Origin of the sequence: Acrocarpospora phusangensis (genome assembly GCF_016862995.1) — a bacterium.
Taxonomy (GTDB): Bacteria; Actinomycetota; Actinomycetes; order Streptosporangiales; family Streptosporangiaceae; genus Acrocarpospora; species Acrocarpospora phusangensis.
The window spans coordinates 91,205-108,667 of sequence record NZ_BOOA01000025.1; the positions used below are offsets into that span (position 1 = coordinate 91,205).

At 70.2% G+C, this 17,463-nt stretch carries 14 protein-coding genes; 7 read left to right on the forward strand and 7 right to left on the reverse strand.

From position 1 onward, the window contains the following. Positions 1-4 precede the first annotated feature (4 nt). Complete coding sequence (locus tag Aph01nite_RS17120; protein WP_204041884.1) at positions 5-808, forward strand: glutamate ABC transporter substrate-binding protein; 804 nt, start codon at positions 5-7, stop codon at positions 806-808. Between the two features lie 62 nt (positions 809-870). Here the strand turns inward: Aph01nite_RS17120 and Aph01nite_RS17125 are convergent, their stop codons facing one another. Continuing rightward, positions 871-1,461: an HD domain-containing protein gene (locus Aph01nite_RS17125; protein ID WP_204041885.1), complete on the reverse strand. Its 591-nt coding sequence runs from the start codon at positions 1,459-1,461 to the stop codon at positions 871-873. A 133-nt stretch (positions 1,462-1,594) separates the two neighbouring features. Continuing rightward, complete coding sequence (locus tag Aph01nite_RS17130; protein ID WP_204041886.1) at positions 1,595-2,638, reverse strand: NmrA family NAD(P)-binding protein; 1,044 nt, start codon at positions 2,636-2,638, stop codon at positions 1,595-1,597. 191 nt (positions 2,639-2,829) lie between these two features. Between Aph01nite_RS17130 and Aph01nite_RS17135 the strand changes: the two genes are divergently transcribed. From Aph01nite_RS17135 to Aph01nite_RS17145, 3 genes are read left to right on the forward strand one after another with little or no spacing between them, the layout of a single operon-like run. Further along, complete coding sequence (locus Aph01nite_RS17135) at positions 2,830-3,660, forward strand: ABC transporter ATP-binding protein (RefSeq protein WP_275419247.1); 831 nt, start codon at positions 2,830-2,832, stop codon at positions 3,658-3,660. A 10-nt stretch (positions 3,661-3,670) separates the two neighbouring features. Further along, a complete protein-coding gene (locus Aph01nite_RS17140) occupies positions 3,671-4,432 on the forward strand; it encodes an ABC transporter permease (RefSeq protein ID WP_204041887.1) in 762 nt (253 codons plus the stop codon). Between the two features lie 20 nt (positions 4,433-4,452). Then, positions 4,453-5,217, forward strand: a complete 765-nt coding sequence (locus Aph01nite_RS17145; RefSeq protein WP_204041888.1) for a MerR family transcriptional regulator — start codon at positions 4,453-4,455, stop codon at positions 5,215-5,217. Between the two features lie 54 nt (positions 5,218-5,271). On the opposite strand, the gene Aph01nite_RS17150 is transcribed toward Aph01nite_RS17145, so the two are convergent. From Aph01nite_RS17150 to Aph01nite_RS17160, 3 genes are all read right to left on the reverse strand, one after another. Next, the gene (locus Aph01nite_RS17150; RefSeq protein ID WP_204041889.1) at positions 5,272-6,696 is read right to left on the reverse strand and encodes an AMP-binding protein; all 1,425 of its coding nucleotides are present in this window, start codon (positions 6,694-6,696) and stop codon (positions 5,272-5,274) included. Positions 6,697-6,713: 17 nt separating this feature from the next. Next, positions 6,714-7,304, reverse strand: coding sequence for a VOC family protein (locus Aph01nite_RS17155; protein WP_204041890.1), 591 nt, complete (start codon positions 7,302-7,304; stop codon positions 6,714-6,716). Positions 7,305-7,376: 72 nt separating this feature from the next. Further along, positions 7,377-7,517: a hypothetical protein gene (locus Aph01nite_RS17160; protein ID WP_204041891.1), complete on the reverse strand. Its 141-nt coding sequence runs from the start codon at positions 7,515-7,517 to the stop codon at positions 7,377-7,379. A gap of 124 nt (positions 7,518-7,641) precedes the next feature. Between Aph01nite_RS17160 and Aph01nite_RS17165 the strand changes: the two genes are divergently transcribed. After that, positions 7,642-8,052, forward strand: a complete 411-nt coding sequence (locus Aph01nite_RS17165; protein ID WP_204041892.1) for a PH domain-containing protein — start codon at positions 7,642-7,644, stop codon at positions 8,050-8,052. Positions 8,053-8,056: 4 nt separating this feature from the next. Here Aph01nite_RS17165 and Aph01nite_RS17170 read toward each other — a convergent pair whose 3' ends face one another. Continuing rightward, positions 8,057-8,689, reverse strand: a complete 633-nt coding sequence (locus Aph01nite_RS17170; RefSeq protein WP_204041893.1) for a DUF6518 family protein — start codon at positions 8,687-8,689, stop codon at positions 8,057-8,059. Positions 8,690-8,886: 197 nt separating this feature from the next. Between Aph01nite_RS17170 and Aph01nite_RS17175 the strand changes: the two genes are divergently transcribed. Then, entirely contained in the window at positions 8,887-11,817 is a 2,931-nt protein-coding gene (locus tag Aph01nite_RS17175; RefSeq protein WP_204041894.1) for an NACHT domain-containing protein, read from the forward strand. Between the two features lie 13 nt (positions 11,818-11,830). On the opposite strand, the gene Aph01nite_RS17180 is transcribed toward Aph01nite_RS17175, so the two are convergent. Continuing rightward, the gene (locus Aph01nite_RS17180) at positions 11,831-14,107 is read right to left on the reverse strand and encodes a glycoside hydrolase family 3 N-terminal domain-containing protein (RefSeq protein WP_204041895.1); all 2,277 of its coding nucleotides are present in this window, start codon (positions 14,105-14,107) and stop codon (positions 11,831-11,833) included. 120 nt (positions 14,108-14,227) lie between these two features. On the opposite strand from Aph01nite_RS17180, the gene Aph01nite_RS42170 reads away from it, so the two are divergent. Beyond that, positions 14,228-17,463, forward strand: a 3,236-nt coding sequence (locus tag Aph01nite_RS42170; protein ID WP_204041896.1) for a glycoside hydrolase family 38 N-terminal domain-containing protein, incomplete at its 3' end; no start/stop codon positions are given.

The window sequence follows — 17,463 nt, forward strand, 5'->3', positions numbered from 1 at the left end:
GCTCATGGCCGCGCGGCGTGTGACCGCCTTGGTGCTGGTTGGGGCCGTGGCGCTGCTGTCGGCGACGGCCTGCGGCGCCGACTCGTCGATCCTCGGCAAGGATTCGCTGGTCATCGGGGTGAAGCCGGACCAGCCCGGGCTGGGCATGAAGAAGGCGGAGGGCGAGTTCGTCGGTTTCGACGTCGATGTGGCCGCCTACATCGCCGGCAAGCTGGGGAAGAACGCCAGGTTCGTCGAGACGCCCTCGTCCGTGCGGGAGAAGGTGCTCATGGACGGCTCGGTGGATCTGGTCGTCGCCACCTATTCGATCACTCCGGAACGGAAGACGAAGGTGGCCTTCGGCGGGCCGTACTACGTCGCCCACCAGGACACTCTGGTACGGGGCACGGAGAGCGCGGTCGACAATGTGCGTGACCTGAAGGGGCGCAAGCTGTGCCAGGTGACCGGTTCGAACTCCTGGCGCCGGGTGAAGGAGGAACGCAAGATCGCCGTAAAGCTGGTCGAAGCCGCCTCCTACAGCGAGTGCGTATCCGGTCTGACGGCGGGGAGGGTGGACGCGGTTTCCACTGACGACCTGATCCTGGCCGGCTTCGCCACCGCCGACCTGAAGATCGTCAACGCCCCGTTCACCGACGAGCGGTACGGCGTGGGCATCCAGGCGGGGGACCTGGACGGCTGCGAGGCGGTCAACAAGGCCATCACCGAGATGTACCAGGACGGAACCGCCAAGAAGCTCCTGGAGAAGTGGTTCGGCAAGTCCGGCCTGGCCCTCACTTTCACCGTCCCCCAGTTCGAAGGCTGCGGCTGACCTCGCGAACGTCCGGTTGGTGCCGAACGCGGCCAAGGACGCGGACACGGGCGTCTGTCGAGTCATAGCGTTCCCGTGGTGACCGGGTAGGCGTTCTGGAAGGCGAGGCGGGCGTCGGCACCGTCGGCGATCGCGGTGAGCAGGTCGTCCAGTTCCATGAAGACTTGCCAGGGTGGCGCCTCGCCCGCAAGCCGGTCCACGATGAGCTGCTCCAGGTCTGGTGTGCGCTTGGCCTTCCACACCTTGTCAGCCAGGCTTACCAGGTGGTCCTCCAGCGTCGTTCCCGGATCGTCCCAGCTTGCATGGGTGCGGGCGAAGCGGGCCAGGCGCTCCGGCACGCCCATGGACAGAAGCAGGCGGTGGCCGTCGGGCTCGTGCCGCGACCCCGGGCCCGATAGTTCTCCCGGATGGAGGCATTTGCCGATGTCGTGGGTGGCGGCGCCGAACAACACCGCCTCCGTGTCCACCGCCACTTCGGGGTGGTGCTCGGCCAGCCAGGAGACCAGGTCGAGGGCCGTGTCGTGGACGGCGCGCAAATGCGCTGCCAGGCGGGGCGGCGCATCCAGCTCGCGTAACAACTCCTCCGCCCGGTGGGGAAGCGGCCGCGGCGGCGATTTTGTGAGGGCCTGGTGGAGCCCTGGTGAAGTGGCCACGCTGTCACGATAGGCGGACAGGCGTCCACGAAGGGTCAGCGTACGAGGTCCGGGGGTTGCGGGGATTCGGCCATGGCCACCATAGGCGCAGGGGCTTTGTACTGGATTATCTCCGACGTGTCTCACAGGCGGCTCAGCCCAGGTAGAAGTCCCTGTGGGCGGCCACGAACGCCTCGATCGTTCGGGCGGGTACGCCCGTCACGCGTTCGACGTCGTCGGACGCGGCGTCGTAGCGGTTCTCCTGGTGGAGTCGGATCAAGATGGTGGCGAGGTGTTGCTCAACGTGCGGCGGCAGGCCCGCCTTGGCGAGCACCTCGGCCCGCCACTGGTCCAGCGGCACATCCACGTAGGACACCGGACGCCCCAGTGCCCGTGAGAAGTCCTCTGCCATCTCGGTCATGTCGACCATTCGTGGCCCGGCGAGCTCATACGCGTGCCCGACGTGCGGAGCCGGGTCGCGGAGCACGGTGGTGACCACCCGGGCGACGTCCTCCACGGCGACCGGCGCTGTGCGCCCGGTGCCGAACGGCAGCGCGATCGTGCCGTTTTCCCGGATCGACCGGGCTGTCAACGTGGTGAACAGCGGATTCTCCAGGAAAACCGTAGGCCGGATGTGTACCACCGGCTGGCCCGACCATTCGAACACCTGCTCCGCCAGCCAGTGCAGCCGGTGCTGGTGCGACTCCGCCTTGCCAGCGCCGGTGGCGGCCATCTCCGACACCGCCATCTGCGACATGCCGACCAGAGCATCCAGCTGCCCGCGTTCCCGCGCCACGGTGGCCACCACGGTCGCCGCCAGCAGATGGTCCGGCGACACGGGCATCGCGAAGTACATCCGCCCGACGCCCTCCAGCGCGGCCGCGACGTTCTCGGGCCGGGTCAGATCGCCGACGACGACGTCCGCCCCGAGGGCACGCAACTCGGCCGCGCGCTCGTCGTCGCGGCGGACCATCGCGCGCACTGGCCAGTCCCGCGCCCGAAGCTGCTCGAGCACCGTGCGGCCCGTGCCACCGGCGCCGGCGATGAGAACAAGGTCGCTGGCAATCATCGGTCGTTCTCCTTCCGAGCCGGCTCGGCCGGGATAGCGCGACTGGTCGAGCGCCCCGACGTCCACCGAGTAGAACGACTCCCGCCTGCCGGTCCATCCCGGTGCTGGGCGGTCGTTGATCGCGGACACTTCCGGGCAACCTCGATTGCGCCCAGCCGCAGACGGCCCCAGAGATGGCCATGGCGTTCGCGCGTAAAGGTTTGTCCAAGTCGGACCCGGCCCCCGCATCTAGCCCTGATCTGCGCCTTCGTGACCTGCCGGTGGGGGTGCCGGGAGGTCGCTGAGCCATGGCTGGGCGGATCTGATCTGCGGGCTTGACTATGACGCTGCGTCAACCCTTCATGCTGGCCGGCATGAGCATCCCTCCAGCGACAGATCAGGCCCAGGGACCCGCGATTCATGTGCAGGGCTTGGAGAAGGCGTACAAGGAACTGCGTGTGTTGCGCGGTGTGGACTTCGAGGTGGCGCGGGGCAGCATTTTCGCTCTGCTCGGCTCGAACGGGGCGGGCAAGACCACGGTGGTGAAGATCCTTTCCACGCTGCTCAAGGCCGATGCGGGGGCTGCCCGGGTCAACGGTTTCGATGTCGTGACGGAGGCCGCCGGCGTACGCGAGTCCATCAGTCTCACGGGGCAGTTCGCGGCGGTCGACGGGATCCTGAGCGGGCGGGAGAACCTCGTTCTGATCGCCAGGTTGTGGCATCTCAAGGATCCGGGTGGGATCGCGGACGAGCTGCTGAGGCGCTTCGCGCTGACCGAGGCGGGCAACCGGAAGGTGGCGACGTACTCCGGTGGGATGCGGCGTCGTCTGGACATCGCCATGAGTCTCGTCGGGAATCCGCCGGTCATCTTTCTCGACGAGCCGACGGCCGGGCTGGATCCGCAGGCGCGCGCCGAGGTGTGGCAGGCCGTCAAGGAGCTCGCCCAGGGCGGCACGACTGTGCTGCTCACCACGCAGTACCTGGATGAGGCCGAGCAGTTCGCCGACCGGATCGCGATCCTCCACGAGGGCCGGATCATCGTCAACGGCACTCTGGCCGAACTCAAGCAGCTGTTGCCGCCCGCCAAGGTCGAATACGTCGAGAAGCAGCCCTCCCTCGAGGACGTCTTCTTCGCGGTCGTGGGCCATGCCGGCGAAGACGACAAGGAATAGGGGAACGAGAATGGCCACGCATTTCCTGGGCGATACCGTCGTGCTCACCGGACGGACCATGCGTCACGTCACGCGCAGCCTGGACACCATCATCACGACCGCGATCACGCCGATCGTCATGATGCTGCTGTTCGCCTACGTGTTCGGCGGCGCGATCGACACCGGGCCGGTCTCGTACGTGACCTACATGCTTCCGGGCATCCTGCTCATCACCATCGCGTCGGGCATCGCGTACACGGCATTGAGGCTCATGATGGACATGCAGGGCGGGCTCTTCGAGCGATTCCAGTCCATGCCGATCGCACGGTCGTCCGTGCTGTGGGCGCACGTGCTGACCTCGCTGGCCGCCAATGTGATCTCGCTCGTGGTGGTCGTCGGGGTCGCGCTGCTCATGGGCTTCCGCTCGGGCGCCGGATTGCCGGCCTGGCTCGGGGTCGCCGGCATCCTCGTCCTGTTCACCCTGGCGTTGACGTGGCTCGCCGTCATCGCCGGGCTCACCGCGAAGAGCGTGGACGGCGGGAGCGCGTTCTCCTACCCGCTCGTCTTCCTGCCGTTCATCAGCTCGGCCTTCGTGCCCACCGACACCATGCCCGGCCCCGTACGCGCCTTCGCCGAACACCAGCCGGTCACCTCCATCGTCAACACGATCCGCGACCTGCTCACCCGGCAACCGGTCGGCACCGAAATCTGGACCGCCCTCGCCTGGTGCGCCGGCATCCTCGTCGTCGCCTACATCTTCGCCGGCATCGCCTACCGTCGAAGGATCTCCTGAGTCGAGGGCAGGATCAGAGCATGCTGACGATCGGTCAACTGGCGGCGTACGCCGGCGTCACGGTACGGGCGGTGCGGCACTACCACCAGATCGGACTGCTGCCCGAGCCGGAGCGGGACGCGTCGGGCTACCGGCGGTACGGCGCGAAGGCGGCCGTGTCCCTCATCAAGATCCGCACCCTCGCCAACGCCGGCGTGCCGCTGTCTCAGATCGGCCGGATGCTCGAAGCCGACGCGCCGGCCTTCATCGAAGCGGTCCAGAGGATCGACAGCCACCTGCTCGACGAGATCGACCGGCTCGAGACCAGTCGCAAGCAGATCGCGCAGCTCGCCGCCGGGGACAGCCTGGCGCTCCCGCCGGAGGTGGTGTCCTATCTCGATCGGCTGCGGGAGATCGGAGCGTCCGAGCGGATGGTGGAGGCTGAGCGGGACGGGTGGATCCTGGTCGCGGCGCGCTGGCCCGACGGCATCCACGAGGTCATACCCTGGAAACTCGCGCAGCTCGATGACCCGCGAATCGTCCGGCTCTACCAGGTCGGGTCGGAGCTCCTGGAGAACGGCGTGGGCGACGACCCGCGTCTGGAGGAGATCGCCGACATCCTGGCCGGCCTGGCCGAGCAGGCGCACACCTCCGGCGAGATGGTGGAGGACGATCTGGCGTTCGACCTTATCGACGCGCTTCCCGTCGAGTCGGACCCGCGGATGGAGCGGCTGCTGGACCTGATGCGCGAACGTGGCTGGACCGGCTGGACCCGCCCGAAACGGCTGCCGGAGCCGCCCGGTTGACGCTCAAGCGCGCACCATTCGGGAACTGCTGGTCCCGGGGAGCCGGAAACTGGGTCAGGCCGGGTTCTCCGCGTCGTACTCGCCGGGTGGGTTGTCGCGCGGGAGGAGGTGTTTGGCCACGCGGGAGGTGGGTGTGCGGGGAAGCGACGGGACGGCCTGCCAGAAGCGGGGGACCTTGAAGGCGGCCAGGTGTTCGGACGCCCAGGCGTGCAGGGCGGGGAAGTCGGGGGTTCCGTTGGCCGGGACGATGAACGCTTTCACCTCTTCCTCGGACAGGTCGGAGGGGACGCCGACGACCGCGCATTCGAGGACGTCCGGGTGGGCCGTCAGGACCTCCTCGACCTCCAGGGGGGAGAGGTTCTCGCCGCGGCGGCGCAGGACCTCCTTGCGGCGGGAGACGAAGGTGTAGACGCCGTCCTCGTCCACGGTCACCAGGTCGCCGGTGCGCAGCCAGCCGTCCTCGGTGAGGACCTCGGCGGTCTCCTCGGGCATCTCCCAGTAGCCGGGCGTCACCGCGGGATTGCGCAGCAGCAGCTCGCCGTCCTCCACCCGGGCGTGGTTGATCGTGCCCGACGGATGCTGCCGCACCGTGCCGAGGGTCCCGTACGGGCGGGAGCCGCGCGGCCAGATGAGGCCGTAGGGGGACTCCGACAGGGCGTAGCCGACGACGATGCGCAGGCCGAAGCGGCTTTCGATCTCCAGTTGCCGTTCCCGGGCGGGGGCCGGGCCGGTGTAGCAGAGCCGCAGCGGCGTGCCGGCGTCGCCGGGCTGTTCCGGCCGCCGCATCAGGATCTCCAGCATGGCGCCGATCGCGTTGAACTCGGTCGCGCCGTGGCGGCGGGCCGCGTCCAGGAAACCGCTCGCCGAGAAGCGCTCCAGCAGGATCAGGCCCGCGCCGCAGGCCAGCGACCCGAGCACCGAGTACGCCGGGGCGTTGATGTGGAACAGCGGCAGCGAGGTCATCAACCGGTCCTCGCGGGTCAGGCCCATCCAGAACGGGAAACCCTCCCCGGCCAGCGCGTACGCCCGGTGGGTCTGCATGACCAGTTTGGACCGGCCGGTGGTCCCGGAGGTCGGGATCAGCGTGGCCAGATCGTCCGGCTTCGCCTCGACCCGCAGCTCCTCGCTCCCGCCGGCCAGCTCGCCGACGCCGACCCGGGGCACGCCCAGCTCCCAGGGATCGTCGCTGACGATCATCCGGGGCCGCGTCTGCGCGACCAGTCCGGCCAGCTCGGCCGCGGTGCTCGCCGGGTTGACGTACACGGCGACCGCGCCCATCGACGTCAGCGCCAGCCAGCACAGCAGGTACGCCGGGGTGTTACGCCCGGTGACCAGCACGAGATCGCCACGCCTCACCCCGGCGGCGCGCAGCGCGGCGGCGACCCCGGCCACCTGGCCGGCCGCCGCCGCGAACGTGAGGGTCCCCGCGTCAGTACGCAGCCAGACGCCCTCGGGGTCGCGGTCCGCCGCCGCCCGCAACAGCCCGGGGACGGTTCCTACGACGACCGCCGGATGTCCTCGATGATCGCGTCGACCAGCACGGTCGGGACCGTGTGGTCCAGCACGCCGTTCTCGCGCAGCTCGACCACGGCCGGAACCGGGTCGGGGTCGGCGAACAGCGCGGGATCGCTGTAGTCCACCGGCCTGCCGGTCGGATCGACCGTCCACCAGGACGCCTCCAGCGCGATCCCGTTCGGGTCGCTGAAGTAGATCGACCGCAGGAAGCCGTGGTCGATCACGTCGGTGACCTCGCAGCCGTGCGCCTTCAGCCGGTCCCGCATGCGCTCCAGCGCGGCCTCGTCCACGAGGTGCAGGGAGAGGTGATCGAACTGCGACGCCTTCTCGTACGGCACGCCCGCCGGTTTCGCGTAGGTGTCCAGATCCTTCCCGGTGAACTCGAAGAAGGCGATCGTGTTGCCGGGCGCCACCTCGAAGAAGTAGTGGCGGAAGTCCGGGGTGGCGAGTGTGGTCACCAGTCGCGCGTCCAGGACCCCGTGCCAGAACCGCACGGTGGCGTCCATGTCCGGGGTGACCAGGGCCAGGTGATGCACGCCACGCCAGTGCATGGTGTCAGGTGTCGCAGCCATGCCTCGACGCTACGCCCCCGTAGCCGATCTGGGGAGCCTCGAACCCGTAGAAATTTCAACCAAATGGGTGGGTCAATTGGGGGCGGGACCCTCCTCGGTCAGCGCCTCCAGCATCTCCGTGAGATGAGCCACCTGGGTTTCGAGACCCCGGACGCGCGCCTCCAGCTCGACGAGCGTGGGGGTCTGGAACGCATTGCCGATCTGCCTGCTCATCGACCCTCCGGCGGTGCATATCGTGACGCGCGCGGGGCAGCGCGCGTGGGTTTCCCTATACCCTAAATATCCGCCTTCGCACCTCAAATCGGAAGGTCAGGCGGTGTGCGGATAGGCTCTCCCCATGGTTGATCTACCGCCGCGCGAATGGCGCGTCGCTCCGGTGATCATCGTGCTCAAGGCCGCCGGCGCCCTGCTGCTCGCCGTTCTGGCCCTGACCGCGGACGGCCGCGGCCTCTTCCTGGCCGGCGTGGCCGCCCTCGGTTTCGCCTTCCTCGCCGCCCGTGACCTTCTCGCCCGGGTACGGCTCTCCGCCGACTCCCGCGGCGTCACCGTCGTCACCGGCTTCTCCGGGCGCCGGCACATCCCGTGGCCCCAGATCGAACGCATCCGCGTCGACTCCCGCGCCCGCTACGGCACCCGGATGGAACTCCTCGAACTGGACACCGGCGACGACGTCCACCTGTTCAGCAAGTTCGACCTCGGCGAACCGGTCGTCCCCGTCGCCGAGACCCTGATGCGCATGCGCCCCTGAGCCCTCACCCGGACACGAACCGCAACGGCACCATCACCGCCGCGTACGCCAGCAGCGAGAAAGGCACCGCCGCCAGAAGCGCCAGCCCCCGTTCCTTGTGCGTACGGGCCATGAGCAGCGGAACGACCAGGAGAACGCCCAGACAGGCCCACGCCTGCGCGGCGTAACCCAGAACCCACGCGTAGTGGATGCCCTCCATCCCGAACACCCCCGCCAGCGCCCCGAGCGCGCCCACCCGCTGCCACGCGGCGGTTCCCCTCCGCCACCACACCCCGGCGACCCCGAAGATCGGCCCCGCGACGAACGCGATCCCCAGCCACACCAGCGGGAACACCAGGCTGCCCATGCCGTCCCGCCCGAACTCCGCGTAGCCGTAGTACCCGGCCACCAGGCCCGCCTCGGCGCACAGTCCCCCGAAAGCCGCCACCGGCAAGGCGACCCGCCCGGCCAGCAGCGCCCCGGCGGCGAACGCGGCCACCGACCACACGGCACCGGAGTTCGCGATCTGATTCCAGGCGCCGGGCAGCCACCCCTGGGCGAGATTGGTGAGCACCCCCAGCAGCAGCCCTGCGGCCAGCGCCGTCGGGATCGCCCACGTCCACGCGTTCCGCGCGGGGGCGAGCGCACTCGCGTCCAAGATGTGACTCCAGCTTCGATTGACCTGCGCATTGCCCTTCCGAGGCGCGAAGACTACCCGATGCCGGGCGACCTTCCGGCTCCCGGGTCAAGCGCGCGGAAGCCCGGGGTGCCGCCCATAGTCGGTCATCAGTTCGTCATGACACCGGTTCCGGTCTGGGTTTTCATGAGGGCCACGACTCGATCACGGGGAGGCGCATGCTCGAGGTCCTGGCCGAGGTCATGGCAGGCGTGGTGGCGGAGGTGGCGACCACGGCGGGACGGCGGATCGCCACCGCCGTGTGGGGCGGCGCGCGCTCGCGCAAGGAGAGGCGGGACGAGGTCATCGCCGCGTTCACGCCGCGTGTGGGTCGGCCGCTGGCGCGCGAACTCTCCCGCGGCGTCGCCGGGCTCACGGCCGAGACCGCCGCGGAGATCACCGAGGCGATCGGCAGCCTCCACGTGCGCGCCGTGGTCCACGAACTGGTCGCGGCGCGGCTGGTCGGCGCCCCGGACGGCGACATCGGCAAGATCCGGCGGACCTTCTCGGCGATCATCACCCAGGAGACCGGCGGTGGGGAGCAGGCCGCCGACGCCGTGTTCGACCAGTTCGACGCCATGATCCGTGATCTCGCGGAACGGCTGGCCGCCGACGAGCCCGATCTGTTCCAGGCGGTCCGCCAGGACGCGCACCTGGCCCGCCTGCACGCCACGACGACCGCCCTCGAACGGCACGCCGCCGCCGTCAGCGGGCGCGCGGACCCCGCCGCCGAGGAACTGTTCCTGCGCCGGTACCGCCGCCAGGCCGCCGACTACCACGGCAGCATCGAACCCCCCGACTTCGACCGGCGGCAGCGCGTCCCGCTGGCCGACATCTATGTGACGCCGCGGATCGTCCCGGCGCCCGCGGTGGAGACGGACGAGGACGAGCCGGCGGACCCCGTCGATCTGGAATCCTTCGCGCGGGCCGTGGATCGCACGGTCCTGCTGGGGGACCCCGGCGGCGGCAAGACGAGCACGTCGCACGCGCTGATGCACCTGCACGCCTCGCGTGAGGGCACTCGCACACCCTTCTACGTCTCGCTGCACGAGTACGCCGCCGCCTACCCGCCGACGCGGTCGATCATCGCTCACATCGAGTACGTCCTGGAGGTCTTCCACAGCTGCCGCCCACCCGCCGACCTGGTCGAACGGCTCCTGCTCACCGGCCAGGCGATTGTGATCTTCGATGGGCTGGACGAACTCACCGACAGCGCCCGCCGGGCCGACGTCGCCTCGATGCTGGAGCGCTTCTCCACCGAGTTCCCGCTGACCGCGGTGATGGTCACCTCCCGCGTCGTCGGCTACGCGCAGGCCCGGCTGGACCAGAAGATGTTCACGACCTACCGGATCAGCGGCTTCGGCCCGGAGGAGACGGAGGAGTACGTCAGGAAGTGGTTCGCGCTCGAACAGGCGGACACGGCCGAGGCGGCGGCCGAGGACTTCATGACGGCCACCGTCTCGGTGCCGGACCTGCGGTCCAACCCGTTGATGCTGGCGCTGATGTGCATCCTGTACCGGGGCCAGGGATCCATCCCCTACACCCGGCCCGAAGTGTACGAGCAGTGCACGACCCTGTTCTCGCGCCGCTGGGACGCCCGCCGCAGGATCCACACGTCCGTCCGGGCATGGGCGCAGGTCGACGCGCTGCTGCGCCACCTGGCGTACTGGCTCCACACCAGGAGCGACGGGTCGCCGGCCGTGTCGCGGCGGGCCCTGGTCGCCAGCACCCGGCGGTTCCTGCTCGGCCGCGGCATGGAGGACGCCGACGAGGCGCTGGCGGCCGCCGAGGAGATCATCGAGTTCTGCCGGGGCCGGGCCTGGGTGTTCAGCAGCGTCGGCGTCGACCGCCACGGCGCGGACCTGTACGCCTTCACCCACCGGACGTTCATGGAGTACTACGCCGCGGCGGAGATCGCCGGCAGGTACGACTCGCCGGTGACGCTCGCCCGCCGGCTCGTCCCGCGGATCGCCCGCAGGGAATGGGACGTCGTCGCCCAGCTGGCCGTACAGATCAAGGACAGGACCGCCCGGAAGGGCGCAGAACGGATCGTGGCCGAACTCCTCCGCGACCGGCGGCTGTCCGACGACGAGCGCGAGAACCTGCTCACCTTCCTCTGCCGGGCCCCCGGGTACACCTCCGTGCCGCAACGCCAGCTGCGGACCCTGGTGGGGCGCGCGATCGAGATCGCCCTGCGGCCCGGCGAGGACGGCGCCGTCCGCCTCGCGCCCCTGGGGTGGCTGATGTACACCGCCGGGGAGAACCGGGCTTTCCTGAGCCGCGAGATCTCCGGCGCTCTCGCCGACCGGATCCTCAGCGAGGAGGGACCGCGACTGGGTGCGCTGCGCCTCGCGTTGTACCTCAGGGAGGCGCTTGACGCGACAGGCAACCGCGATGGGCTCGCGTGGGATGCGTCCATCGCCCTCGCCGACCGGCACCGGCGCGCGTACGGCGACGCCATCGAGGCGATGGCACCCCAGGCGGAGGACATCGCGGTCGAAGCCCTCCTCACCCGCCGCATCGGCTTGGCCCGGTTCCACGACTGGCACGGCCCCGACCTGGCCCCCTTGTTCCGTTCCTCACCGCGTATCACTTATCGCTTGGAGACCGGCCTGGGCACCTCCCGGCACCGGCCGGTGGCATCGGAGTTGCTCGGCGGCCCCACGAGGTACGACGGCGACGGCTGGTGGGACGCGGTGGACTCCATGCTGGCCGAATTGGCCGCCGTGACGACAGGACTGGGCGAGCCGCCGTGGACCGACGCGAGCGTGTCCCACATGGACACCTTCAGCCACCGCTACCTCCCCGATCTCGCCCGCGGCCGTCTGGCGCCGCAGTCGGACGAGAGCCGGGCAGGGCTCGGGATCGTCCTGTTCACCTGGGCCGAGCTGGAGATGGGCGAGATCGCCTCGCTCATCGACCTCGCCGAGGAGGCCGGCTGGCTGCGTGACTTCGTCCCGTACCTGCGGGGTCGCTTCCAGCAGGGCCGCGAGCTGCCTGCCCTTCGGGTCGGCGCGCATTTCGCGGTGCTGTTCCGCCGGTGGGCGGAGGGGGCGGTCGATTTCACACGCGACCGCCACCTCCGCACGCAGTCCGGCGGAGCAGTGTAGAAGTTCCCGCTGGTCAGGCCACGGTGCAGGTGGTGCCGTTCAGGGTGAAGGTGGTGGGGTTGGTGTTGGTGCCGGAGTAGCCGGCCTGGAAGCCGAAGGCGGCGGTGCCGCCGTTGGCGTTGATGGTGCGGTTGTGGTCGACGTTGCGGGCGGTGACCTGCTGGCCGGACTGGGTGACGGTGGCGTTCCAGGCGTTGGTGACCTGCTGGTTGCCGGGGAACGTCCAGAGCAGGGTCCAGCCGTTGATCGTGGTGCTGGATCTGTTGGTGATCGTCACCTCAGCCGTGAATCCGGTATTCCAGGAATTCGCGCGATATGTCACCGAGCAGCCGGTGGAGGGGGAGGGGCTGGGAGACGGTGACGGCGAAGGCGATGGGGAAGGGGAAGGCGATGGAGAGGGAGACGGAGACGGCGAGGGGGACGGGGAAGGTGACGGGGAAGGGGAAGGCGACGGAGAAGGGGAGGGGGAGGGGCCGTTGTAGGTGAGGCCGAAGCCTTGGGCGAAGAGGGGGGTTTTGCCGTCGCCGGGGTTGATCGGCTGCTGGCTTGCCGTGTTCATCCACGTCATCGGGAGCCTGCCGGTCGGCGCGTAGTCGCCGAAGAGCACGTCCGCCACGCCGCGCCCCTCGGTGCCCGGCAACCAGGCCGCGACGAGGGCTCGCCAGTTCGCCAGCTGCGAGGAGATCTCCATCGGCCGCCCGGAGACGAGGACCACGATCACCGGCACCCCGGACGCCTGGAGCCGCTGCAACGTGGTCAGGTCGGTGCTGTCCAGGCCCATGGCCCCCGTACGGTCACCCGCGCCCTCCGCGTACGGCGTCTCGCCGACCACCGCGATCGCGGCCCGGAAGGTCGAGTCGATGCCCGTCCCGGTCTGGTTGTAGACGATCTGCGTCCCCGACCCGACCGCGTCCCTGATGCCCTGCAGGATGGTCGTCCCCGGGGTCGTGTTCCCCGAGGCGCCCTGCCAGGAGATCGTCCAGCCGCCGCTCTGGTTGCCGATGTTGTCCGCGCTCTTGCCCGCCACGAAGATCTTCCCGCCGGTCTTGGCCAGCGGCAGGACGCCGCCCTGGTTCTTGAGCAGGACCTGGGACTTGCGTACCGCCTCCCGGCCCAGGGCGCGGTGCGCGGCGTTGCCCACGGTGCCGGTGAGGGTGCGGTCGGCCAGCGGGCGTTCGAAGAGGCCGTACTCGAACTTCTTGGTGAGGATGCGGCGGTTGGCGTCGTCGATGCGGGACATGGGGATGCGGCCGGCGGTGACCTCCTGCTTGAGCAGGGTGATGAAGCGGCGGTAGTCGTTGGGGACCATGACCATGTCGATGCCGGCGTTGACGGCCGCAGTGACCTCGGAGGCGGTGAAGCCGGTGCCGCCCTCGATCTGGTCGACGCCGGCCCAGTCGGAGACGATGAAGCCGCTGAAGCCGAGTTCGGTCTTGAGGACGTCGGTGAGCAGGTAGCGGTGGCCGTGCAGTTTCTGGCCGTTCCAGCTGCTGTAGGAGACCATCACCGAGCCGACGCCGCGCTGCACGGCCGCCTGGAACGGCGGCAGGTGGACGGCGCGCAGTTCGGCCTCGGTGACCTGGGTGTTGCCCTGGTCGTCGCCGCCGGTGGTGCCGCCGTCGCCGAGGTAGTGCTTGGCGGTGGCGAGGATCCCCTTGCCCTGCAAGCCCGTGATAACGGACGTCATGGGGGTGACGAGGGCGGGTTCCTCGCCGAAGGACTCGTACGTGCGGCCCCAGCGGTCGTTGCGCGCCACGCACAGGCAGGGCGCGAACGTCCAGTCGATGCCGGTCCCGGCGACCTCTTCGGCGGTGGCCTGGCCGATGCGCTGGACCAGGTCGGCGTCCCTGGACGCGCCGAGGCCGATGTTGTGCGGGAAGATCGTCGCCCCGACCACGTTGTTGTGCCCGTGCACCGCGTCGATGCCGTAGATCATCGGGATGGCCAGGAGCGTGCCCAGGGCCTGCCGCTGGAAGTTGTCGTACATGTCCGCCCAGGACGTGGCGTTGTTGGGCGAGGGCGCGGAGCCGCCGCCGGACAGGATCGAGCCCAGCCGGTAGGTGAGCACGTCCGACACGGGGTTGATGGCGGCCCGGTCGGCCTGGGTCATCTGGCCGGCCTTGTCGTCCAGCGTCATCCTGGACAGCAGGTCGTTCACCCGGGTCGCCACCGGCAGGCTCGGGTCCTGGTACGGCAGCGCCGCCGCCGTCGCCACCCGGCTGGGGACGACGGTCAGCGCCGCACCCAGGAGCACGCCGGCCAAGCTCAGGCGCGCGAGGCGGAATGTCATGGATCCTCCCTAGATATCCCGAGGAACGTACGAACGCGGTAGTTAGGGGTCAATGAAGGGGTGCATTCCGCTCCCGGTGACCTGCTGCTTTCCCGGAAAGTTTCAAGGCATGATCGGGTAATGCGCATCGTCGAGGTGGAGTCGACCGAGCTGTTCACCGAGGGCCCGCGGCAGATCGTGCGGATCACGTTCGAGGAGGTCGTGCCCGGTGCCCTGGTGCGGGTGGCGGGGCCGGGGGTGGCGGGCGAGAGCCGTACGGGGGAGGGGGAGACGGCCGAGGTGCCGGTGGAGTGCGCGCATCCGCCGGGGGCGCGGGTGCCGATCACGGTCACCGCCGGGGACGCGGAGGCGGCGGGCGAACTGGTGGTGGCCGAGCCGGGGTGGACGGTGTGGATGGTGTCGCATTTCCACTACGACCCGGTGTGGTGGAACACCCAGGCCGCGTACACGGCGACCTGGGACCACGCGGGGGAGGCCGCGCAGGCGACCAGGTCGGCGTTCCAGCACGCCGGGTTCGAGCTGGTCAAGCTGCACCTGGCGACCGCGAGGCGGGAGCCGGAGTACAAGTTCGTGCTGGCCGAGGTGGACTATCTCAAGCCGTTCTGGGACGCGCATCCGGAGCACCGGGCGTATCTGCGGCAGCTCGTCGGGGACGGGCGGGTCGAGATCATGGGCGGCACCTACAACGAGCCCAACACCAACCTGACCAGCGCCGAGTCGACGATCCGCAACCTCGTGCACGGCATCGGCTTCCAGCGGGACGTGCTCGGCGGCGACCCGCGGACCGCCTGGCAGCTGGACGCCTTCGGGCACGACCCGCAGTTCCCCGGCCTGGCCGCGGACGCCGGGCTGACGTCCAGCTCGTGGGCGCGCGGGCCGTTCCACCAGTGGGGGCCGATGCTGGGCGGCGGCGATCCGGCCCGGATGCAGTTCCCGGCCGAGTTCGAGTGGGTCTCGCCGTCCGGCCGGGGCGTGCTGACGCACTACATGCCCGGCCACTACAGCGCGGGCTGGTGGATGGACTCGGCCGCCTCCCTCCGGCTGGCCGAGGACGCGGTCTACCGGCTGTTCCTGCGGCTCAAGACGGTCGCCGCCACCCGCAACGTGCTGCTGCCCGTCGGCACCGACTACACCCCGCCGAACCGGTGGATCATGGACATCCAGCGGGACTGGAACGCCCGCTACGTCTCGCCGCGCGTCGTCTGCGGTCTCCCGAAGGAGTTCTTCGCGGCCGTACGGAGCGAGCTCCCCGCCCCCACCCCGCAGACCCGCGACATGAACCCCGTCTACACCGGCAAGGACGTGTCGTTCATCGACACCAAGCAGGCCCAGCGGCACGCCGAGGTCCTGCTCGCGGACGCCGAGAAGTTCGCCACCCTCGCGTCCGTCACGGCGGGCGCCCCCTACCCGTACGCGGAACTCGACAAAGCCTGGCGGCAGCTGGTCTACGGCGCGCACCACGACGCGATCACCGGCTCCGAGTCCGACCAGGTCTACCTGGACCTGCTCACCGGCTGGCGCGAGGCCCACGACCTGTCCTGGAACGTGCTGGACCGCTCGCTGCGCGCGCTCAGCGCCGGCCTGGACGGCGTCGTCGTCTGGAACCCCTCCTCCTGGCCGCGCACCGACCTGGTCCGCGCCCGCCTCACCCTCCCTCCCGGCTGGTACGGCCTGGCCGGCGACGTCCTGCTGGAGAACCCCGAACACCACGACGACGGCAGCCTGCGCGAGGTCGACGTCGTCTTCCTGGCGCGCGACGTGCCCGCCCTCGGCTACCGCACCTTCTCCTTCGCCCCGGGCGGCACGCCGGTCGGCTGGACCGCGCGCGACGGCCACGGCATCGCGAACGCCACCCACGCCGTCGAAGTCGACCCCGGCCGCGGCGGCTGCGTCTCCAGCCTGCGGGTGCGCGGCCGCGAACTGCTCCGTCCCGGCCGCGTCGGCAACGAACTCGTCGTGTACGACGAGTACCCCGCCCACCCCTCCTTCCACGAAGGCCCCTGGCACCTGGTCCCGAAGGGCACCTCGACCGGCTCGGCGGAGACCGTCGCCGAGGTCGCCGTGGCGGAGTGCGCGATCGGCCGCCGCATCCTCGTCACCGGCCGGACCGGGCCGCTGACCTACCGGCAGGAGATCACCCTCTGGGACGGCCTGCCCCGCGTCGATATGGTCACCCACACCGACTTCGACGGCTCCGACCAGCTCGTACGGCTCCGCTGGCCGGTACGCGTGCCCGGCGCCCTGCCCGTCAGCGAGGTCGGCAACGCCGTCGTCGGCCGCGGCTTCGCCCTCATCGACGTGGACTCCGCCGAGCATCCCTGGACGCTCGACAACCCCGCCCACAACTGGTTCGCCCTCTCCAGCACCTGCCGCGCCGGCTCCCGGCCCATCGGCGTGGCCGAGATCATCGCCGCCGCCGACACCCCCGCCGACCGGCTCCGCGCCCTCTCCGCCGCCCTGGTACGCCAAGGCGTCACCGCCACGTGCTCCACCGGCTCCGGCCCCCGCTACGGCAACCTGGCCGTCGACTCCAACCTGCCCGACGTACGGATCGCCCTCGGCACCCCCGCGACGAACCCCTTCGTCGCCGCCGTACTCGCCGACCGGGAGCCCCCGGCGGAGGGCTGGACCCGCCTCTGGATCCCCGCCGCCGAACCCCTGCACAAGGTCTGGACCCCCGGCGCCGACCTCTCGGACCCGCACGCGCTCCCCGTCCTCATCGTCAACGGCCCCGACGCCATCGACGCCCTCATCGACGACCTCGCCGACGCGGTGATCGAAACCCCCGGCGAAGCCGACCCTGACGACCACGACGACTACACCGTCGCCCTGATAAACCGGGGCATCCCCGGGTTCGCCGTGGACTCGGAAGGCACGATGCACATGTCGCTCATGCGCTCCTGCACCGGCTGGCCCTCCGGAATCTGGATCGACCCACCCCGCCGCACCACCCCCGACGGCTCCAACTTCCAGCTCCAGCACTGGACCCACACCTTCGACTACACCCTCGTCGCCGGGGACGGCGACTGGCGCGACACCGCCCTCGTCCACCACGCCCACGACACCAACCACCCCCTCCTCCCCGTCGCCACCACCCCGACCGGCCCCGCCCGCTCCCACTCCTTCCTGTCCACCGCCCCCGGCGTCGTCCTCACCGCCCTGAAGGCCACCGGCAACCCCCTGGCCTCCGGCCGCATCCCCACCCAAGTCCCAGGCATCACCCTCCGCCTCTACGAAGCCCACGGCCGCACAGCCTCCGCGAAGATCACAACCTCCCCGGGCGAGGAGGAGGGCGTGCATCGCCCGGAGGATGCCCCCGGCGACCGCGACACGTCCGCGAAGATCACATTTTCACT